Consider the following 19,746-nt stretch of genomic DNA (forward strand, 5'->3'; position numbering starts at 1 on the left):
GACGCGGACGGGGCCTGCGAGGCGTGAGGCATAAGCAATGCTTGGGGGAAAGCCTCAAAGATATGTGATGGACGGGGGGTTGATGAGGGTGCAGAGTAGGGGCATGACGTCCCTTACTCTCACCGAAGCGGTCGGCGCCGAGTTCGCGCCGGAGACGACGTACCTCAACACCTCCACCTCCGGTCTGCTGCCCCGCCGCGCCGTCGAGGCCGTCAGGGCCGCGGCTGAGCTGGGCGCCACCGGCAGCCCGGACGGCGGCGGCAGCTTCGAGGCGGTGGCCGCCGTGCGTGCCGCCTTCGCGCGCCTCGTCGGCGTCCCCGGCTCGCGGGTCGCTGTGGGCAGCGCGGTCGCCGTGCATGTCGCGGTGGTCGCCGCCTCTCTGCCCGCCGGAGCCGAAGTGCTCTGCCCGGAGGGAGAGTTCGCCTCGGTGGTCAACCCCTTCGCGGTCCGCGGCGACCTCAAGATGCGCTACGTACCCCTGGAGAAGCTGGCCGAGTCGGTGCGCCCGGAAACCGCCCTCGTGGCGTTCTCCGCGGTGCAGTCCGCCGACGGCCGGGTGGCGGACCTGCCCGCCGTGCGGGCCGCTGCCGCCGCCCACGGCGCCCGTACGCTGGTGGACGCCACCCAGGCGGCGGGCTGGCTGCCCTTCGACGCGGGGAGCTTCGACTTCACCGTCACCGGTGGCTACAAGTACCTGATGGCGGCGCGCGGCGCGTCCTTCCTCACGGTCACCGAGGAGGCGCAGGAGACCCTGACGCCGGTCCACGCGGGGTGGATGTCGGGCGAGGACATCTGGAACAGCACGTACGGACCGTTGGCTGAACTCGCCCGTGAGGCACGCAGGTTCGACGAGCCGCCGCCCTTCTTGGCGTACACCGCCGCCGAGCAGTCCCTGGCGCTGCTGGAGGAGATCGGCGTCGAGAACGTACGCGCGCACAACACCGCGCTCGCCGCCCGCTACCGCGAGGGTCTGTTGTCCCTGGGCCACACACCGGTTCCCGCCGACTCGGTGGTCGTGGCCACCCCGGGACTCACCGGCCGGCTCGACGCGCTGACGCAGAACGACATCGTCGTCTCCGTCCGTGCGGGCAACCTGCGGGCGTCCTTCCATCTCTACAACACCGTGGCGGATGTGGACCGGGTTCTGGACGTACTGGCCTGATCCGCCGGTACCCGGGCGCCGGAGGCGTCCTACGGGCACCCCTCCGCACCCTCCGCCCCCCGTGATCCCTCCGCCTCCGCCGCCTCCCGCGCCTGCGGGCACAGGTTCGCCCACCCGGCCCAGCAGCCGCAGCAGCTCCGCGCATTCGCCCTCGTCGAGTCCGGCGAGCGTGATCTTCTCCAGATCGAGCCAGGCCTGCTCCACCTGGGTCTTGAGGTCGCAGCTCGCTGGCCGGCTGACCGGGCCCGGCGGCCTGCGGCCTGCTGGCAGCGGAGCAGCGACAGGCGGGCGGGACCGGTTCAACCGAACCGGTCCCGCCCGCCTGATCCGCTCGCTCCACCCAAGGCCTGCTCGGTGGCCAGTGCTTCGCCTGTGCCTACGCCTTCGCGTACGCCCGCGTCACGTCACCGGGGTGAAGTCCTTCGCCCCGATGTAGTCGGGCCGGGGAACCGGAGCCGCGAACGGGTCGACCGCGGTGTTCTCCACGCTGTTGAACACGATGAAGACATTGCTGCGCGCGTACGGCGTGATGTTGTCGCCCGAACCGTGCATCGCGTTGCAGTCGAACCAGGTCGCCGATCCGGCCTTGCCCGTGAAGAGCCTGATGCCGTGCCGGTCCGCCATCCGCGTCAGCGCGGCGTCCGAGGGGATACCCGCGTCCTGCATCTGCAGAGAACGCTTGTAGTTGTCCTGGGGTGTCTCACCCGCGCAGCCGAGGAACTCCTTGTGCGAGCCGGGCAGGATCATCAGCCCGCCGTTGGTGTCGTAGTTCTCGGTCAGAGCGATCGACACGGACACCGTCCGCATGTTCGCCAGACCGTCCTCCGCGTGCCACGTCTCGAAGTCCGAGTGCCAGTAGAAGCCCGAAGCCCCGAAGCCCGGCTTGACGTTGATCCGCGACTGGTGGACGTACACGTCCGAACCGAGGATCTGCCGGGCCCGGCCGACCACCCGGGGGTCGCGCACCAGCTGGGCGAAGACCTCGCTGAGGCGGTGGACCTCGAAGACCGAACGTACGTCCTGCGACTTCGGCTCGATGATCGAGCGCTCGTCGGCCCGCACCTGCGGGTCGGTGACCAGCCGGTCCTGTTCCGCCCGGTAGAGGGGAACCTCGTCGGGGGTGATCAGCTGGTCGACGGCCAGGAAACCGTCCCGCTCGAAGCCCGCGAGGTCGGCGGCGTCGATGGGGCCCGGCGCGCCGGGCGCGGACCAGACGACCGGGTCCTGTCGGGGCGTGGTCAGCTCGGCGGCGCCGCGCGTCGGGTACAGGTCGGCACGGGATGTCAGTACGTCGGTCATGGGAGTCAGACCTCCTCGGTCAGCAGCGGGTAGACACCGTTCTCATCGTGGTCCTCCCGTCCGGTGACGGGGGGGTTGAAGACACACACGCACCGGAAGTCGGTCTTGGGGCGCATGGTGTGACGCTCGTGGCCGTCCAGCAGGTACATCGTGCCCGGCGAGATCCAGTGCGTCTCACCGGTCTCGTCGTTGGTGAGCTCGGCCTCACCCTCCGTGCACAAGACGGCCTCGATGTGGTTCGCGTACCACATCGACGTCTCCGTACCCGCGTACAGCACGGTCTCGTGGAGCGAGAAACCGACCTTCTCCTTGGCGAGCACGATGCGCTTGCTCTCCCAGGTGCCGGAGGCCGCCTTCACATGGCGGTCGGTTCCCTCAATGTCCTTGAAAGATCGGACGATCACTGTGAGTCGGGCCCTTCTGTGTTGCTTGGTTGCGTCGTTGCGCCGTTACTTCGTTACGTCGTCGGGCGATGCTGCGGGGTTGCCCGGTCAGACGGTTTCGCGGATGGAGCGGGCCAGGATGCGCAGGCCCTCGTCCAGCTCCTCGGGGGAGATGGTGAGCGCGGGCAGCAGCTTCACGACCTCGCTCTGCGGGCCGGAGGTCTCCAGCAGCATGCCGAGCTCGAACGCGCGGCGGCAGACGGCGGTGGCGCGCATCTTGTCGGTGAACTCCACGCCCCAGACCAGACCGCGGCCGCGGAAGCTCACGCCGGCATCGGCGTTCTCGTCGGCGATGGCCAGCAGCGCCCGCTCGACCTGCTCACCGCGGGCCAGCGTCTGCTTCTCCATCTGACCGTCGGCCCAGTACGTGTTGAGCGCGGCCGCGGCGGTGACGAAGGCCGGGTTGTTGCCGCGGAAGGTGCCGTTGTGCTCGCCCGGCTCCCAGACGTCGAGCTCCGGCTTGAACAGGCACAGCGACATGGGCATGCCGTAGCCGCTGATGGACTTCGACAGGGTGACGATGTCCGGCGTGATGCCGGCCTCCTCGAAGGAGAAGAAGCCACCGGTACGGCCGCAGCCCATCTGGATGTCGTCGACGATCAGCAGCATGTCCTGGCGGTGGCACAGCTCCTGGAGCGCGCGCAGCCACTCGGCGCGGGCCACATTGATGCCGCCCTCGCCCTGGACCGTCTCGACGATCACGGCGGCGGGCTTGTTGAGGCCCGAGCCCTGGTCCTCCAGCAGACGCTCGAACCACAGGAAGTCCGGAATCTGGCCGTCGAAGTAGTTGTCGAACGGCATCGGGGTGCCGTGCACCAGCGGGATGCCGGCGCCGGCCCGCTTGAACGCGTTGCCGGTGACGGCGAGCGCGCCGAGCGACATGCCGTGGAAGGCGTTGGTGAAGGACACGACCGACTCGCGCCCCTTGACCTTGCGGGCCAGCTTCAGCGCCGCCTCGACGGCGTTGGTGCCCGTCGGGCCCGGGAACATCACCTTGTACGGCAGGTCACGCGGCCGCAGGATCACGTTCTGGAAGGACTCCAGGAACGCGCGCTTGGCGGTCGTCGCCATGTCCAGGCCGTGCGTGATGCCGTCGCGCTCGATGTAGTCGATCAGCGCGCGTTTGAGGACCGGGTTGTTGTGGCCGTAGTTGAGTGATCCGGCGCCGGCGAAGAAGTCGAGGTAGGTGTGGCCGTCCTCGTCGTGCAGGTGGCTGCCCTGCGCCCGGTCGAACACGGCGGGCCAGCTGCGGCAGTAGCTGCGTACCTCGGACTCCAGGGTCTCGAAGACGCTCAGGGCGGGAGGAAGGATGGTCACGGCTGTCTCCTGAAAGAAGTGGGGGGAAGGTCCGGAAGAGGGCGGCGCGTCAGGCGGCGATGGGCCCGATGCGGTACAGCACCTCGGGCAGGTGTCCCTCGTCGGGGAAGAGCCCGGCGTCGAAGAGCACCTCGCGCTCCAGGGAGGCCCCGCGGCGCTCCGCGTACGAGGTGAACAGCCGGTCGGAGGCGTCGTTGTCCGGGGTCACGGTCGTCTCCACCGCCTTGACTCCCAGGTTGGCGGCCGCCTTCTCGGTCAGCGCCTCCAGGAGCGTGCCTGCCAGCCCGCGGCCACGGTGGTCGTGGTCGACCGCGACCTGCCAGACCACCAGGGTCTCGGGGCGCTGCGGGCGTACGTAGCCGGTGATGAACGCGATCGGCTCGCCCCCCGGGGTGTCCCTGGCCACGACGGAAGTCGCCGCGAAGTCACGACACCACAGCAGGTAGCTGTACGAGGAGTTGAGGTCCAAGACCTTGGAGTCGCGGGCAATGCGCCAGATCGCGGCTCCGTCCTCTACTCGCGGAGCTTCGATCTGCAGGAATTCGGTTCGAACACGTGCAAGGTCTGCTTGTGTGGCGGTCATGTAGATGCAATTTACCGAGCAAATTCAAAACATGCATCGCCGGAAGGGGTTGGGTAGACTCGCTTCATGTGTTATCGCGCGGTCGCGCACCCGCCGCGAGAGGGTTGCGAATACTGGCGATTTGACCGGAAATTACCGGGCAAATCGCCTTCGATGTCGAGTCGGTCACACCCTTGTGACCGCCCTGATTTCCTATCGAAACCTTGGCGTTTAGGTTCGCAAAATTGGGGCAGAAGAAGATCGGAAGCTGTACGGGAGGCTGCGCCGATAAAGTGGCTTCCCGTGATTTCTTTAATTCGCGTATTCGCTTATTCGTGGAATTGAATGCGGCTATGGGGTGGTCCAGGACTCCGCCACGCGCCTTTCGGGCGGACGCGACATCGGCCTGCCGGCCCGACGCGCACAGGGCCGCACCGAGTGCGGCGAGCGAGGACTGGACCGCGTCGCGGGTGGCGTCGGGGCCGTAGTGATTGACCCGGATCATCTCCTTGGACAGCGCTCCGCCGCCCGCGATCAGCGGCAGCGACGGATCGGCGGCCAGCGCCTCGGCGACCAGCTCCGAGGCGTCCACTCCGGCCGGTGTACGCAGCGTCGTGGCGACCGGTGCCGCGTCTCGCGCCGCGTGGACGTACGGCGCGAGGCCGCCGCCCAGTGCGAGCGCGCCGGCCCGGGTCGCCGAGGCGGCGGCCAGGTGCCTGGCCATCACCGTGTCCAGGCCATCGGCGTCGATCCGCTCCACACAGGCCTCCAGCGCCAGCATCTCCAGCTGCGCAGGGGCGTGGGGCAGCGCCTTGCGGCCGCCGTCGATCCACCGCTCCTTCCAGTCCAGCAGGGAGAGGTACGAGCGGCGGGGCGCGGCGGGGTTCGCGGCGAACCGCTCCCAGGCCCGCTCACTCACCGACACCGCCGAGACTCCGGCCGGGCCGCCCATGGCCTTCTGTGCGCCGATCACGCACAGGTCCACGCCCCAGACGTCGGGCAGTAGCGGCTCGGCGCCCACCGAGGCGACGGCGTCGAGCATGAACAGGGCGCCGTGGGCCCGTACCGCCTCACCGATCTCCGCGACCGGGTTCGTGTTGCCGGTCGCCGCCTCCGCGTGCACCAGCGAGACGAAGTCGATCTCCGGGTGCTCGGCGAGCGCACGCGCCACCTGCTCCGCGGTGACCGCCGTGTCGAAGGGCACGGCCAGGTCGACCACGGCCGCGCCGCAGTCGCGCAGCCAGTTGCCGAAGGTCTGCCCGTAAGGGCCGGTGATCACGTTCAGCGCGGTCGAGCCGGGGCGGGCGCCGCCGCGGATGCAGCCTTCGAGGGGAAGCAGCGCCTCGCCCTGCATGATGACCACGTCCTGCTCGGTGGAGAGCAGTGAGGCGACCCGGCGTTCGACGGTCGCGAAGTGGGCGGCGGTCATCGGGGCCAGGTCCAGAAGCGGATGTGTCACGGCGGAGCTCTCTTCGGATCAGTGTTCGGTCTCTCCGGGCCGAGCGTAGCCGCCCCCTCGTAGAGTGCAGAGCATGAGTGATCACACGGTGCTGCGGGTGAAGGGGCGGGTGCTGGCCGGGCCCGACGACGTACGGGACGAACTGTGGGCCGTGGACGGCCGGATCACCTACGAACGGCCCCTCGGCGTACGCGAGGTGACGACCGTCGAGGGCTGGGCGTTGCCCGGCCTGGTCGACGCGCACTGCCATGTCGGGCTCGACCGGCACGGCCCGGTCGACGACGCGACCAGCGAGCAGCAGGCGCTCACCGACCGGGAGGCGGGCACGCTGCTGATCCGTGACGCCGGGTCGCCGTCCGACACCCGCTGGATCGACGAGCGTGCGGACCTGCCGAAGATCATCAGGGCTGGCCGGCACATCGCCCGTACCCGCCGCTACATCCGCAACTACGCCCATGAGATCGAGCCCGGTGACCTGGTCGCGTACGTCGCCCGGGAGGCGCGGCGAGGCGATGGCTGGGTCAAGCTGGTCGGCGACTGGCTCGACCGGGAGACCGGGGACCTGGGCGCGTGCTGGCCGCGCGGTGAGGTGGCGGCGGCGATCACGGAGGCGCACCGGCTGGGCGCCAGGGTCACGGCGCACTGCTTTGCCGAGGACTCGCTCCGGGACCTCGTCGAGGCGGGCATCGACTGCGTCGAGCACGCCACGGGGCTCACGGAGGACACCATTCCGCTGTTTGCCGAGCGGGGCGTGGCGATCGTCCCGACGCTGGTCAACATCGCGACGTTCCCGCACCTCGCGGATGGCGGCGAGGCGAAGTTCCCCCGCTGGTCGGCCCACATGCGGGCGCTGCACGCGCGCCGCTACGACACCGTGCGGGCGGCGTACGACGCCGGTGTGCCGGTCTTCGTCGGCACGGACGCGGGCGGCTCCCTGGCGCACGGTCTTGTGGCGGCCGAGGTGGCCGAGCTCGTCAAGGCGGGCATCCCGGCCGTCGAAGCGCTCTCGGCGACGGCGTGGGGCGCGCGGGAGTGGTTGGGGCGGCCCGGGCTGGCGGAGGGGGCCCCTGCGGACCTGGTGGTCTACGAGGCGGACCCGCGGGCGGACGTACGGGTGCTGGCGGCGCCGGGGCGGATCGTGCTGGACGGGCGAGTGGTTGGCTGAGGGGTTGGGCTGACTGGGCTGACTGGTTGGCTGAGGGGTGACTGGGTGGTTGACGATCTAATTCGAATGTGAGCTCGGAACGCCACTTTGGAGTGAACTCACGTTAGGTCGCTGACCGTTCACTCCAAGTGCGTAAGGATTCCGGTGTCTCAGCCGCCGGCGCTCACGTGTCCCCGTGAAGTGCGCCGGGCGGCGCCGTGTCACTTGTGGGGGTTCCACCACCTTGAACAGCACTTTCTTCAGCATGCCCGCACGCAGGTCCGCAGCCGCTGCGGCTGCCCTCGCCCTGACCGCGGGCCCCGCCCTCCTTCTCGCCGGCGCGCCGGCGCACGCCACCGGCGGTGGTGAGGGCAAAGCGAGCGCCGTCGTGCTTCGTACCGGGCTCGACATCTCCCTGCTCAACAAGACCGTCAACATCCCGCTCACGACTTCACTCAATGATGTGAAGGCCCCCGCGAGCGCGGACAAGACCGCGCTCACAGTCCAGTTGGACGGAGTCGAGCAGGGCAACCCGGTCACGGTGCTGCGCGCCGACGTAGCCACGGCGAAGGCGACCGTCGACGCGCACAGGGCGGAGGGCGCCACGAACCTTGCGCGCGCCGCCGTGCACGTGCCGGGGCTGCCGCTGCTCTCGCTCATCGAGGTCGAGCAGGTCACATCGAAGGCCCTGTGCGAAGCGGGCAAGCAGCCGCTGGCCGAGGCGAATGTGCTGGGGGCGGTGACCGTACTCGGCAAGAAGGTCACGCTGTCATCGGGCGGTCCGACGCAGGTCGACGTACCGGCGGTCGGGCGGGTGACGCTGGCCCTGTCGAAGATGGAGACGACGTCGCGGACGGCGGCGGCGACGGCGCTGCGGCTCGACGTGTCGGTGAACCCGCTCAAGCTGAACGTGGCCGAGGTCGAGGGGACGGTGACACTCGCCGGGGCGACCTGCGAGTCGCCCGATGCCCCGAAGGCGGCGGAACCGGTGAAGGAGAAGCCGGCCGTGCCCCCGGTGGAGCCGGATGTGAAACCGCAGACTCAGGTCCAGACGCCGACCGAGGCGCAGCCGCCGACTGAGGCGAACCTCGCCGAGACCGGCGGCAGTTCCGCCACGCCGTACCTGGCGGGGGGCTCGGCGCTGCTGCTGGTGGCGGGCGCGGGGGCGCTCGCTGTGGCGAGGGGACGCCGGGCAGGGCGCAGCCGGAGCTGACGCCGGGCAGCCGGCTGCCCCGGACGCCTTGTGGGCGTCTCCTCGAACGCCGGACGGGCTGGTGGTTCTTGCCCGTCCGGCGGTTGAGACCGTGCCGGCACCGGGGGCGTGGGCGGGGCTGAGCCCCGGATTACGCCGCCCGCCCCGCCCGCCCCGCCCATGTCACCGCATCGCCGACAGCGTCAGGGCGCGGTCCAGGGCCTGGAGGAAACGCTCCGTCGTGACGGGGTCCCGCACCGCCAGCCGCAGCCACTCCCGGCCGAGCCCCGGAAACGTGTTCCCGCGCCGTACCGCGAAGCCCAGGCTTCGCAAGTGGCTCCGCACCATGTCCGCCCGCTCCATCCGCACCAGCACAAAAGGCCCCTGGGCCGTCTCCACCGCCCGTACCTCCTCGAACTCCGCCAGCCCGGCCAGCAGATGCTCCCGGTCCGCGGCCACCCGCCGCGCCGCCAGCGTGGCCTCCGCGAGTGCGGCCGGCGTCACGCACGCCTCGGCCGCTGTCAGCGCCGGCGTCGACACGGGCCAGAGTGGCTGCGCCCGCTCCAGCGCCGCGACCGTTTCCGGGCCGGCCAGGACGTAACCGATGCGCAGTCCAGCCAGACCCCACGTCTTGGTGAGGCTCCGCAGCACCACCAGACCGGGTACGTCCGTACGCCCCGCCAGCGCCTCCGGCTCTCCCGGCACCGCGTCCATGAACGCCTCGTCGACCACCAGCGTCCGTCCGGGGCGCGCGAGACGGGCGATGGTGTCCGCCGGGTGCAACACGGACGTGGGGTTGGTCGGGTTGCCGATCACGACCAGGTCCGCCTCGTCGGGGACCGGCGCCGTACCGAGCCGGAAACCGTCCTCCTCCCGCAGCAGGACCCGTTCGACGGCGTGACCCGCGTCGCGCAGCGCCGCCTCGGGCTCGGTGAACTGCGGGTGTACGACGACCGGGCGCCGCACCGCGAGCGCCCGCGCGATCAGCACGAACGCCTCCGCCGCACCCGCCGTCAGCAGGACCCGCTCCACCGGCAGCCCGTGCCGCTCCGCCACCGCCGCGCGCGCGGCCCGCCCGTCCGGGTAGGCGGCCAGCGTGCCCAGGGACGCGGCGATGCGGGCCTTCAGCCAGGCGGGGGGAGTGCCTGCCCGTACATTGACCGCCAGATCGGTCAGACCGGCCGCCTCGCCGCCCCGTACCTCCGCGTCGCCGTGATGACGCAAGTCGTACGCCGCGCCCGGGCGGTCGGGGAACCGGCCTGTATCACCGGTCCCGCTGGTATCGCCGGTATCGCCGGTATCAGTGGGCGTGTGCATGATGATGCCCGTGCCCGCGTCCGTGTCCGTGGCCGTCGTGCCCGTCGTCGTCCGGGTGGAAGTGCGGCTGCTGCGGCGCCCCCACCTTGTCCTCGAAGCCGGGCAGCGCGATGCGGTAGACGCACGAGTCGCAGTTCATGCGCAGGTCCCCCTTCACCGCTTCCCGGTAGCGCTCCATCACGAGGTCCATCAACTCCTCGGCAGGGCCGATGACGTCCGCCGAGGTCACCCCGGTCTGCGGGTGCTCCACGGCCCAGTCCCGTGTCTGCTGCCGCACCCGGTCCGGCAGGATCCCGGTGAAGAGGAAGTACGGCAGGACCACGATGTGCTCGGCCCCCAGCTTGACGCAGCGCTCCAGTCCGCCCGGCACGTCGGGTGCGGCGAGCGAGACGAAAGCGGTCTCGACGCCCGCGTACCCGCGCCCCTCCCAGAACAGCCGTGCCGCCTTGTGTACCTCGGCATTCGCGTCCGGGTCGGTCGAGCCGCGCCCCACCAGCAGCACTGTCACCTTCGAGCGGTCCACGTCGCCCCGCGCCTCGTCGACCCGCCGCTCCAGCACGGCCAGCAGGCCCGGGTGCGGACCGAGCGGGCGGCCGTACGTGTACGAGATCCCCGGATGGCGCTCCTTCTCGCGGGCCAGCGCCGCCGGGATGTCCCCCTTGGCGTGACCGGCGGAGACCAGCATCAGCGGCACCGCCGCGAAACGCGTCACACCGCCGTCGACCAGCCCGGCCACGGCGTCGCCGAGCGGCGGCGGGGACAGCTCGATGAAGCCGCCGGCGACCGTCAGCGCCGGGTGACGCCTGCCCAGCTCCTCGACGAAGTCACGGAACGCTCCGGCCCCGGCGGCGTCGCGGGTGCCGTGGCCTGCGATGAGCAGTGCGGGCGCGGTAGTCATGCGTTCTCCTTGGTGCAGAGGGGGTGCAAAGGAAGATGAGAGGCAGAGGCAGTGGGAGGCGTCATCGCGTGTCGTCCTGCCCCCGCGTCGACTGCCAGCGGTATCCGCGCGGCGTCACCATGCGTCCCGCGATCTCACGGGCGGCGGTGTTGCCGACCACCACGACGGTCATCATGTCGACGGTGGCCGGGTCCAGCGAGGCCAGCGTGGTGAGGCGGCTTGTGCCGTCGGGGCGTGAGGCGTTGCGTACGACACCGACCGGCGTGGTGGGCTCGCGGTGCTCAGCGAGGATCGACAGCGCCTTGGGCAGCTGCCAGTCGCGGCCCCGGCTGCGCGGGTTGTAGAAGGTGACGACGATGTCGGCCTCGGCGGCCGCCCGCACCCGGCGCTCGATGACCTCCCACGGCGTGTGCAGGTCGGAGAGGCTGATCGAGACGTGGTCGTGGCCGAGCGGCGCCCCCAGGATCGCGGCGGCGGCGAGCGCGGCCGTCACCCCTGGTACGCCGACGACGTCGATGTCGTCGCTCGCCTCGGCCAGCGCCGGCGAGGCCATGGCGTACACGCCCGCGTCCCCGGACCCGATCAGCGCGACGGCGTGCCCGGCGCGGGCCTCGGCCACCGCGGTACGGGCCCGCTCCTCCTCGGCGCCGAGCCCCGACTCCAGGACCCGCGTTCCGGGCCGCAGCAGGTCCCGGATCTGGTCGACGTACTGGTCGAGCCCGACGAGCACCGACGCGCGCCGGATCTCCTCCCGGGCGCGCGGCGTCAGCAGATCCCTGGCGCCCGGGCCCAGCCCGACGACGGCCAGCCGCCCGCGCGGTGCCTTGCGGACGACGGCGCACGTGGCCATCGCCGCACGCCCCTCGGGCGCCGACTTCCGCTTCGGTACGAGGAGTTCACCGCCGCCGACGAGCGCGGCCGCCTCCGCCACCGACGGCGTGCCGACGGCGCTCAGCGGTGCCTGCGACGGATTGGGTACGGCGATACGGGCCAGCTCTTCGGCGGCGTACGTCCGCAGCTCCACCCCCAACTGTGCGGCGGCCGCCACGATCCCGGGCTCGTCGGCCTTCGCGTCGACGGTCGCGAGCGCGGCGACGGAACGTACGGACAGCCCGGCGGAGGCGAGCGTGTCCCGTACGAGCCCGAGCACCTCGTCGACGGGCGCACCGCTGCTGGCCCCCACGCCCACCACCAGCGACGGCGGCCGCAGCACGACCTCCCGCTCCCCGGCCCCGACGAGGCGGTCGGTGACCCGCAGCACAGCCTGCGCGCCCTCCGCCTCCGCGAGCACCCCGGCGGACACGGTCGCGGCCATGGCGCCGGCCAACCCCGCGACGGGCACAGCGGCAGCCGCGAAAGCCCCTGCCGGCGCACCCGCCGGGTCCGTGCCCCCGGCCGGTCCCGTCACGCCCGTCACGCCCGCACCCGGCGCCCCGACCCCACCGGCCACGCTCACATGGCCCGGCAGCGCCGGCAGTGGCCACACCGTGTCCGCGATCAGCGTCACCGGCGCGCCGTCCAGCATCGCCCGCGTCACCGCCGCCACCGCGCCCTCGGCGGGCCAGCCCAGCATGTCCAGGCCGGGCACGTCCGTCGCGTCCGTCGCCGTGGTGATCACCGGCGCGCAGCCCAGCACCCCGGACACCGCCACCGCCAGCTCGTTCGCGCCGCCGCCGTGCCCGCCCAGCAGCGACACCGCGTGGCGCAGCGCCTCGTCGACGCAGACGACACCCGGATCGGAAGCCTTGTCCGCGAGGAGCGGGGCCAGCAGCCGTACGACCGCGCCTGTCGCCAGGAAGCACACCACCTGGTCGCACTCGGTGAACGCCTTCCCGACCGCCTCCCGCACCGGGCCGTCGTACACCCGGGTCCGCCCGGGCCAGGCCGTGGCCAGCCGGTCGCGGGCTGCGGCGCCTGCCGCCGTGGCGGAAATGAGGCCGATCACTGGGATGCTCCTTCGATTGCCCGATCCGCGGGGCGGTGGCCCCACAGCAGGAAGACAGGGTTGGCCGCCGCGAGCCGGGTCACGTCCCCGGGCAGCGGCGCGAGCCGCGAGGACTGCAGGAGTACGCCGTCGGGGGCGAAGCCGGCGGACGACAGCGCCGCCCGCACCTCCGGCACCCGGTCCAGCGCCGCCACGGCGACGACGACCGTGCGCCGCGCACTGCGCGCGCACGCCGCGACGATGGCCGGCAGCTCGCACCCTCCGCCACCCACGAACACCGCGTCGGGCTCAGGCAGTTGGGACAGCACGGTCGGCGCCGCCCCGTGCACGGTCTGTACGTCCACCCCGTGCGCGGCCGCGTTCGCCCGGACCCGCTCCACGCCGTCGGACGTCTTCTCCACCGCGACCGCCGCGGCGCCGAGCCGCGCGCACTCCACCGCCATGGATCCCGAGCCCGCCCCGATGTCCCACACCAGATCGCCGGGGCGCGGGCCGAGCCTGGCGAGCGCCAGCGCCCGTACCTCGAATTTGGTGATCATCGAGTCGCGGTGCTGAAACGCGTCCTCGGGCAGCGCCCACCCGGCCGGCCCCGCGCCGCGCCCGGCGACCGTCCGCTGCGTCGCCGCCAGCGCCCGCGACTCGTCGAGGCATACGACGACGCTGACTGCCGGCGGCCAGTCGCGCGCGGCCGCCTCGGCGGGGGAGAGGCGTTCGATGCTCTCGCCGCCGCCCGGATCGCCCAGCGCGCACGCGACGACGAGGGTACGGGTGATGCCGGTACGGGCCAGCGCGGCCCCCAGTTCGGCGGGCCCGGCGCCTGGCCCGGTCAGCACGGCCGTCTTCGGATGCGCCCGGCACACGTTCACGGCGGTCCGCAACGCCCGCCCGTGCGCGCTGACGACCACCGCGTCGTCCCAGGGCAGCCCGAGCCGCGCGAACGCCACCGCGACGGACGGCGCCCCGGGGTGTACGTCCAGGGCGTCCGCGCCGAAACGTTCAGCCAGCGCCCGCACAATCCCGAAGAACCCCGGATCGCCGGAGGCCAGCACCACGACCCCGGCAGCCGGCGACCCGCCCGCCCCCTTGGCCAGCTGCTCCGCCATCGCGTCCAGCGCCGGCGCGAGCGGGCCGAGTACCACGCGGGCCGCGCAGTCCTGCAGCTCGGCGGCGTCCAGATGGCGCCGGCCGCCCACGACGAGCGCCGCAGCGTCCAGCGCGGCGCGGGCGCCGGGGGAGAGGGGGGCGCCCGTGCCCGTACCCACAACGGTGATCATGAACTGGGCGTCTCCGCCTGCGCGCCACCGGACACCTGCGCGCCGGCCGACGTCTGCGCGCCGCCGGACACCTGCGCCTCTGCCGACTTCTGCGCGGAGCGCAGGGCCGCCCGCGCGGTCCTGTCGGCCCGCCGGAACCCGTGGAAGTGACCGGGGTGGTAGAGGTGCGAGCGCGTGCCGGAGGCGGACAGCGCCGGGCCCACCAGGAAGAGCGTGTGCTTCCAGAGCTTGTGCTCCTTCACCGTCTCCTCCAGCGTCGCGATCGTGCACCGCAGCACCAACTCCTCGGGCCAGGTGACCTGATACGCGATGACGACCGGGGTGTCCGTCGGGTAGCCGCCCTCCAGCAGCTCCGTCGTCAGCTGCCCCGACCTGGCCGCCGACAGGAACACCGCCATCGTCGTGCCGTGCCGCGCGAACTCCCGCACCTCCTCGCCGGGCGGCATCGGCGTCTTGCCGCCGCCCAGCCGGGTCAGGATCACGGACTGCGCGACCTCGGGAATGGTCAGCTCGCGCTGCGCGATCGCCGCGACCGCCGAGAACGACGACACCCCGGGGACGATCTCCACGTCCAGGCCGAGCGCCGTGCACCGGTCGACCTGCTCCTGCGTGCCGCCCCACAGGGCGGGGTCCCCGGAGTGCACGCGGGCCACCTTCAGAGCATCCCGCAGAGCCCGCTCGTACACGGCGACCACGTCTTCCAGGGACATGGCCGCGGAGTCCAGGATCTCGGCGCCCTCCCGCGCGTGCTCCAGGATCTCGGCCTGGACGAGGCTCGCCGCCCAGATCACGACATCGGCGTCGGCGATCGCGCGGGCGCCGCGGAAGGTCAGCAGGTCGGCGGCGCCGGGCCCGGCGCCCACGAAAGTCACCTTGCCGGTGGGGGCATCGGCCATGGTCGGGGTCCTCTCGGAAATCAACAGGGATGACAGGGGTGACAGGGATGAAGGGGTGACGGGAGCCGCTACGGCGCTCACAGCTTGCCGCCCCGCCCGCCCTCGCGCCGCGCGGGCGCGATGAGCGTGGACAGGTACGGCAGGGCGCCGCCCCCGGCCAGTTCCGCTGCGGGCCGGATCGACTCCTCCGGCAGTCCCAGCGCCGACCCCCACACCGCGTCCTCGGTACGTCCCGTCTCGCGCAGCGCCGTCGCCACCTCGTCCGCCAGCCGCCCGAACTTGTACGCCACGACCGTCCCCGGCCCCTCCAGAGCCTGCTTGAGCACAGCGGCCCCGGCGGTCACGGGAACCAGCGTCAGCGGCTCCTTCCCCTCCGTCAGTACGGCCCCGCTGCGGGCCGCCAGGTCCTGCATGGCGGTGATCCCCGGCACGGTCCGCACCTCGGTCTCCGGCACCAACTCGCTGATGGTGTGCGCCAGATAGGTGAACGTTGAGTACACGTTGGGGTCGCCGATCGTCGCGAACGCCACGCAGCCGTGCGCCCGCAGCAGTTCGGCCACACGCGCCCCCGCCGCGTCCCAGGCCGCCTCGCGCCGGGCCCGGTCCTCCCGCTCGCTGAGCGCGAACACCACCCGGACGATCTTCGCCCCGTCGACGTAGTGCAGCACGGTCGATTCGGCCCGCCCCGGCTCGCCGATGTCCGTCCCGTCCGCGGCGGCCATCACGGGAACCACCACGACGGCCGCGTCCCGCAGCGCGTTGACGCCCTTGACGGTGACCAGCTCGGGGTCACCGGGCCCGACTCCGACACCGGTCAGCGTCGTGCTCATCCCGCTCATTGCGCACACCTCTCGACGAACCTCCTGGCCATACCGGGCTCGGCAGCCCAGTGGGTGTGCAGATAACTCGCATGCACGCCCTGTTGAACGAACCCCTCGACCCGCCGCTCCGGCAGGTGCATCCCCCATGCCGGCGCCGCACCCGCCCCGGGCTCGATCACCGTTCGGTGGAACTCGTGCCCCCGCAGCCGCGTCCCGACGGCGGCCAGCGCACTGTCGGACACCGCGACGGCCTCCCGGTAGCCCAGCGTCAGCCGCTCCGACATCCGCGCCTCGGCGTCGAGCACCCCGCACATCGGCTGCCCGTCCAGCGACCGCGCGAGGTAGAGCAGCCCGGCGCACTCGGCGGCGACGGGCGCCCCGGAGTGCGCCAGTTCGGCGACGGCCTTGCGCAGCGGCTCGTTGCCGGACAGCTCGGGCGCGTACACCTCGGGAAACCCGCCCCCTATGACGAGCCCGCGCGTCCCCTCCGGCAACTGCTCGTCGCGCAGCGGGTCGAAGGGCACGGCTTCGGCCCCGGCGGCCGAGAGCAGCTCGGTGTGCTCGGCGTACGAAAAGGTGAACGCGGGCCCCGAGGCGACCGCCACCACAGGCCGCCCGGCCACCGCAGGCTGCCCCGCACCCACCGGCCGCCCGGCCGCCTCGCCCTGCCCGGCCGGATCCCACGCCGCCGCGTCCAGCTCCGGGGCACTGCGGGCCAGCGCGAGCACCGCGTCCAGGTCGCATCCCTCCCGCACCTGCGCCGCCAGCGCGGCCACCGCGTCGACCGCCTCGGCCCGCCGCTCCGCCACCGGTACGAGCCCCAGGTGCCGGGACGGCGTACGCACCTGCCGCTCGCGCCGCAGCGCACCCAGCACCGGCACCCCCGACGCGTCCAGGGCCTCCCGCAGCAGCTCCTCGTGCCGCTGCGAGCCCACCTTGTTCAGGATCACGCCCCCGATCCGTACTTCGGGGTCCCAGGACGCGAAGCCGTGCACCAGTGCCGCCACCGACCGCGACTGCGACGACGCGTCGACCACCAGCACCACCGGCGCCCGCAGCAGCTTCGACACCTGGGCGGTGGAAGCGAGTTCACCCTGCCCGGCGGCCCCGTCGTACAGCCCCATCACGCCCTCGACGACGGCCAGGTCGCACCCCGCCGCACCGTGGGCGAACAGCGGCGCGATCAGAGAGGGACCGCACAGGTACGCGTCGAGGTTGCGCCCCGGCCGGCCGGTGGCCAGTGCGTGATACCCGAGATCGATGTAGTCGGGCCCCACCTTGTGCGGTGAGACCCGCAGTCCGCGCTCCGCGAAGGCAGCCATCAGCCCCGTCGCGACGGTGGTCTTCCCACTGCCCGACGACGGCGCGGCCACCACCAGACGTGCTACCACTCGATGCCCCGCTGCCCCTTCTGGCCCGCGTCCATCGGATGCTTGACCTTGGACATGTCCGTCACCAGATCGGCGGCCTCGACGAGCCGCTCCGGCGCGTTGCGCCCGGTGATCACGACATGCTGGGTTCCGGGCCGCTCCCGCAGCACCTCGACCACCTCGTCGACGTCCACCCATCCCCAGTGCATGGGGTAGGCGAACTCGTCGAGGACGTACAGCTTGTACGTCTCTGCGGCCAGGTCCCGCTTGACCTGCTCCCAGCCCTCGCGCGCAGCGGCCTCGTTGTCGAGCTGTGCGTCGCGCTGCACCCAGGACCAGCCCTCGCCCATCTTGTGCCAGGCGACAGGACCGCCCTCGCCGCTCGCGCCGAGGACCTTGAGCGCGTTCTCCTCACCGACCTTCCACTTCGCCGACTTGACGAACTGGAACACCCCGATCGGCCACCCCTGGTTCCACGCGCGCAGCGCGAGCCCGAAGGCGGCCGTCGACTTGCCCTTCCCGACGCCCGTGTGCACGATCACCAGCGGCCGGTTGCGCCGCTGACGCGTGGTGAGTCCGTCGTCCGGTACGACGCTCGGCTGTCCCTGCGGCATCAGGCCGCCCTCCTGCTGGTTGCGGTGACGTCCTTGACGAGCCCGGCGATGCTGTCGGCCCGCAGCTCGTCGAGTGTGACGGCCGTGCCGCCCAGGTCCCGGGCCAGATCACCGGCCAGACCGAGCCGCACGGGGCCGGATTCGCAGTCCACGACCACCGAAGGGACCCCCTCGACGGCATGCAGCCGGGCGGCACGAGCCGCCAGCGCCAGCGGCTCGGGACCACCCGTGGCCCGCCCGTCGGTCACCACGACCACCAGCGGCCGCCGCGACGGATCCCGCAGCTTCTCCACCCGCAGCACGTCGTGCGCCTTCAACAGCCCGGCCGACAACGGCGTACGGCCACCGGTGGGCAGCGACTCCAGCCGCGCCGCGGCCGCGTCCACCGACGACGTGGGCGGCAGGACCAGCTCGGCGTCCTGCCCCCGGAACGTGACCAGCCCGACCTTGTCCCGACGCTGATACGCGTCAAGCAGCAGCGACAGCACGGCGCCCTTGACGGCGCTCATGCGCTGCCGGGCCGCCATCGACCCGGACGCGTCCACGACGAACAGCACCAGGTTGCCCTCACGCCCCTCCCGGCTCGCCTGCCGCAGATCGTCCCGGCGCACCACCAGCCCACGCCCACTGCGCCCCCGCGCCCGCTGATGCGGCGCGGCTGCCCGCACGGTCGCCGCCAAGTGCAGTTTGGTGAGCGCCCCTTGCGGCCGCCGGGCCCCCGTCGTACGCCCGCGCTCGGTACGCGCACGGGACCTGCGCCCCGCCGCCCCCTCACCGAGACCGGGCACGCTCAGCACCTTCGTACGGAACGGCTCACCGGACCGGGCCGCCGCCTGCTCCCCGCCGCTTCCGGCCGGGGCCTGCTGCCCCTCACCGGCCTCGGGCTGCGCCTCGCCGGTCTGCTCGCCGGCGTCGGACCCGGCACCGTCCCCGTCACCGTCACCCTGTGGAGGCTGCGGCGGCTGCCCGCCCCCGCCGGGACCGTCGGGGTCAGGTTCGGGGTCATCGTCGCCGGACCCGCTGTTCTGCTCCAGCGTGTCGTCGAGCTTGTCCTCGTCGAGGCCCGGCGCGTCGAATGGTGACCTGCGCCTTCGGTGCGGCAGCGCGAGCAACGCGGCCTGCCGCACGTCTTCCGCGAGTACGTCCGTACGCCCGGCCCAGGCCGCCAGCGTGGTCGCGGTCCGTGCCATCACGATGTCGGCCCGCATCCCGTCGACCTCGAAAGCCGCACAGGTCGCCGCGATCTGCCGCAACGCACCGTCCCCGAGCCGCACTTCGGGCAGCAGCGCCCGCGCCGTCACGATCCGGGCGCGCAGTGCGGCCTCCTCACCGGCCCACTTCGCGGCGAAGGCGGCGGGATCGTCGTCGTACGCGAGTCTGCGCCGTACGACCTCCACCCGCTGATCGGTCTCGCGGGACGCGGCGACCTCCACGGTCAGCCCGAACCGGTCGAGCAACTGGGGCCGCAGTTCGCCCTCTTCGGGGTTCATCGTGCCGACGAGCAGGAACCGCGCGGCGTGCCGTACGGAGACACCTTCACGCTCGACGTACGAGGCGCCCATGGCGGCGGCGTCCAGCAGCAGGTCGACCAGGTGGTCATGCAGCAGGTTCACTTCGTCGACGTACAGAATGCCGCGATGCGCATCCGCGAGCAGACCGGGCTCGAAGGACTTGACGCCCTCGGCCAGCGCCCGCTCGATGTCGAGCGCACCGACGAGCCGGTCCTCGGACGCGCCGACAGGCAGCTCCACCATCCGCGCGGCCCGCGACACGCCGCCGGCGGCCTCATGGGGCCCGTCGGGACACGCCGGGTCGGGTGTGGCGGGGGCACACGAGAACCGGCACCCGGCGACCACCGCGACTTCCGGCATCAGTGCCGAAAGCGCACGCACGGCGGTGCTCTTCGCGGTCCCCTTCTCACCACGGACGAGCACACCGCCGACGCGGGGGGAGACGGCGTTCAGCAACAGCCCGAGCCGCAGATCGTCCTGCCCGACGATCGCTGTGAACGGATACGGCGTACTCACGAGAAT

At 72.3% G+C, this 19,746-nt stretch carries 16 protein-coding genes and 1 pseudogene; 3 read left to right on the forward strand and 14 right to left on the reverse strand.

Annotation, left to right across the window (positions count from 1 at the left end; translation table 11 throughout):
- The first annotated feature begins 103 nt into the window (after positions 1-103).
- Positions 104-1,162, forward strand: a complete 1,059-nt coding sequence (locus ACU6WZ_RS23530) for an aminotransferase class V-fold PLP-dependent enzyme (protein ID WP_447030171.1) — start codon at positions 104-106, stop codon at positions 1,160-1,162.
- A 399-nt stretch (positions 1,163-1,561) separates the two neighbouring features.
- Here ACU6WZ_RS23530 and thpD read toward each other — a convergent pair whose 3' ends face one another.
- The 5 genes and pseudogenes from thpD to ACU6WZ_RS23555 all read right to left on the reverse strand — a co-directional run bounded on the left by thpD (position 1,562) and on the right by ACU6WZ_RS23555 (position 6,242).
- A complete protein-coding gene (thpD, locus tag ACU6WZ_RS23535; RefSeq protein WP_447030172.1) occupies positions 1,562-2,461 on the reverse strand; it encodes an ectoine hydroxylase in 900 nt (299 codons plus the stop codon).
- Positions 2,462-2,466: 5 nt separating this feature from the next.
- Entirely contained in the window at positions 2,467-2,865 is a 399-nt protein-coding gene (locus ACU6WZ_RS23540) for an ectoine synthase (RefSeq protein WP_214899606.1), read from the reverse strand.
- An 87-nt stretch (positions 2,866-2,952) separates the two neighbouring features.
- Positions 2,953-4,221, reverse strand: coding sequence for a diaminobutyrate--2-oxoglutarate transaminase (gene ectB, locus ACU6WZ_RS23545; protein ID WP_447030174.1), 1,269 nt, complete (start codon positions 4,219-4,221; stop codon positions 2,953-2,955).
- 49 nt (positions 4,222-4,270) lie between these two features.
- Positions 4,271-4,804, reverse strand: a complete 534-nt coding sequence (ectA, locus tag ACU6WZ_RS23550) for a diaminobutyrate acetyltransferase (RefSeq protein ID WP_447030175.1) — start codon at positions 4,802-4,804, stop codon at positions 4,271-4,273.
- A 330-nt stretch (positions 4,805-5,134) separates the two neighbouring features.
- Positions 5,135-6,242 (reverse strand): annotated as a pseudogene (locus ACU6WZ_RS23555) (pyridoxal-phosphate-dependent aminotransferase family protein).
- A gap of 73 nt (positions 6,243-6,315) precedes the next feature.
- Here ACU6WZ_RS23555 and ACU6WZ_RS23560 point away from each other — a divergent pair.
- Both ACU6WZ_RS23560 and ACU6WZ_RS23565 read left to right on the forward strand, forming a co-directional pair.
- Complete coding sequence (locus tag ACU6WZ_RS23560; RefSeq protein WP_447030177.1) at positions 6,316-7,407, forward strand: amidohydrolase family protein; 1,092 nt, start codon at positions 6,316-6,318, stop codon at positions 7,405-7,407.
- 244 nt (positions 7,408-7,651) lie between these two features.
- A complete protein-coding gene (locus ACU6WZ_RS23565; RefSeq protein ID WP_447030179.1) occupies positions 7,652-8,599 on the forward strand; it encodes an SCO1860 family LAETG-anchored protein in 948 nt (315 codons plus the stop codon).
- Between the two features lie 162 nt (positions 8,600-8,761).
- On the opposite strand, the gene cobC is transcribed toward ACU6WZ_RS23565, so the two are convergent.
- The 9 genes from cobC to ACU6WZ_RS23610 form a co-directional block, all read right to left on the reverse strand.
- The gene (gene cobC / locus ACU6WZ_RS23570) at positions 8,762-9,895 is read right to left on the reverse strand and encodes an Rv2231c family histidinol phosphate aminotransferase CobC (protein ID WP_447030181.1); all 1,134 of its coding nucleotides are present in this window, start codon (positions 9,893-9,895) and stop codon (positions 8,762-8,764) included.
- Positions 9,879-10,793, reverse strand: coding sequence for a sirohydrochlorin chelatase (locus ACU6WZ_RS23575; protein ID WP_447030183.1), 915 nt, complete (start codon positions 10,791-10,793; stop codon positions 9,879-9,881). Before ACU6WZ_RS23575 ends, cobC begins: the two co-directional genes overlap by 17 nt.
- 61 nt (positions 10,794-10,854) lie before the next feature.
- Positions 10,855-12,738, reverse strand: coding sequence for a precorrin-3B C(17)-methyltransferase (gene cobJ, locus ACU6WZ_RS23580; RefSeq protein ID WP_447030185.1), 1,884 nt, complete (start codon positions 12,736-12,738; stop codon positions 10,855-10,857).
- Positions 12,735-14,012: a precorrin-6y C5,15-methyltransferase (decarboxylating) subunit CbiE gene (gene cbiE, locus ACU6WZ_RS23585; RefSeq protein ID WP_447030187.1), complete on the reverse strand. Its 1,278-nt coding sequence runs from the start codon at positions 14,010-14,012 to the stop codon at positions 12,735-12,737. The genes cobJ and cbiE overlap by 4 nt, the downstream gene beginning before the upstream one ends.
- Positions 14,009-14,908, reverse strand: a complete 900-nt coding sequence (cobM, locus tag ACU6WZ_RS23590; RefSeq protein WP_447030189.1) for a precorrin-4 C(11)-methyltransferase — start codon at positions 14,906-14,908, stop codon at positions 14,009-14,011. Before cobM ends, cbiE begins: the two co-directional genes overlap by 4 nt.
- A 77-nt stretch (positions 14,909-14,985) precedes the next feature.
- The gene (gene cobI / locus ACU6WZ_RS23595; RefSeq protein ID WP_447034209.1) at positions 14,986-15,738 is read right to left on the reverse strand and encodes a precorrin-2 C(20)-methyltransferase; all 753 of its coding nucleotides are present in this window, start codon (positions 15,736-15,738) and stop codon (positions 14,986-14,988) included.
- A 5-nt stretch (positions 15,739-15,743) separates the two neighbouring features.
- Positions 15,744-17,120: a cobyrinic acid a,c-diamide synthase CobB gene (locus ACU6WZ_RS23600; RefSeq protein WP_447030191.1), complete on the reverse strand. Its 1,377-nt coding sequence runs from the start codon at positions 17,118-17,120 to the stop codon at positions 15,744-15,746.
- Complete coding sequence (cobO, locus tag ACU6WZ_RS23605; protein WP_447030193.1) at positions 17,114-17,713, reverse strand: cob(I)yrinic acid a,c-diamide adenosyltransferase; 600 nt, start codon at positions 17,711-17,713, stop codon at positions 17,114-17,116. The genes ACU6WZ_RS23600 and cobO overlap by 7 nt, the downstream gene beginning before the upstream one ends.
- Positions 17,713-19,740 (reverse strand): putative cobaltochelatase, encoded by a 2,028-nt coding sequence (locus ACU6WZ_RS23610; protein ID WP_447030195.1) that lies wholly within the window; start codon positions 19,738-19,740, stop codon positions 17,713-17,715. The genes cobO and ACU6WZ_RS23610 overlap by 1 nt, the downstream gene beginning before the upstream one ends.
- Positions 19,741-19,746 lie beyond the last annotated feature (6 nt).

This window comes from Streptomyces hypolithicus, assembly GCF_052934925.1.

Coding starts and splice junctions, on each gene's coding strand:
- ACU6WZ_RS23565 (WP_447030179.1), top strand. CDS start 7,652: ATGCCCGCACGCAGGTCCGCAGCCGCTGCGGCTGCCCTCGCCCTGACC.
- cobM (WP_447030189.1), bottom strand. CDS start 14,908: ATGGCCGATGCCCCCACCGGCAAGGTGACTTTCGTGGGCGCCGGGCCC.
- cobI (WP_447034209.1), bottom strand. CDS start 15,738: ATGAGCACGACGCTGACCGGTGTCGGAGTCGGGCCCGGTGACCCCGAG.
- cobO (WP_447030193.1), bottom strand. CDS start 17,713: ATGCCGCAGGGACAGCCGAGCGTCGTACCGGACGACGGACTCACCACG.
- ACU6WZ_RS23530 (WP_447030171.1), top strand. CDS start 104: ATGACGTCCCTTACTCTCACCGAAGCGGTCGGCGCCGAGTTCGCGCCG.
- cbiE (WP_447030187.1), bottom strand. CDS start 14,012: ATGATCACCGTTGTGGGTACGGGCACGGGCGCCCCCCTCTCCCCCGGC.
- ACU6WZ_RS23575 (WP_447030183.1), bottom strand. CDS start 10,793: ATGACTACCGCGCCCGCACTGCTCATCGCAGGCCACGGCACCCGCGAC.
- ACU6WZ_RS23560 (WP_447030177.1), top strand. CDS start 6,316: ATGAGTGATCACACGGTGCTGCGGGTGAAGGGGCGGGTGCTGGCCGGG.
- cobC (WP_447030181.1), bottom strand. CDS start 9,895: ATGCACACGCCCACTGATACCGGCGATACCGGCGATACCAGCGGGACC.
- ectA (WP_447030175.1), bottom strand. CDS start 4,804: ATGACCGCCACACAAGCAGACCTTGCACGTGTTCGAACCGAATTCCTG.
- thpD (WP_447030172.1), bottom strand. CDS start 2,461: ATGACCGACGTACTGACATCCCGTGCCGACCTGTACCCGACGCGCGGC.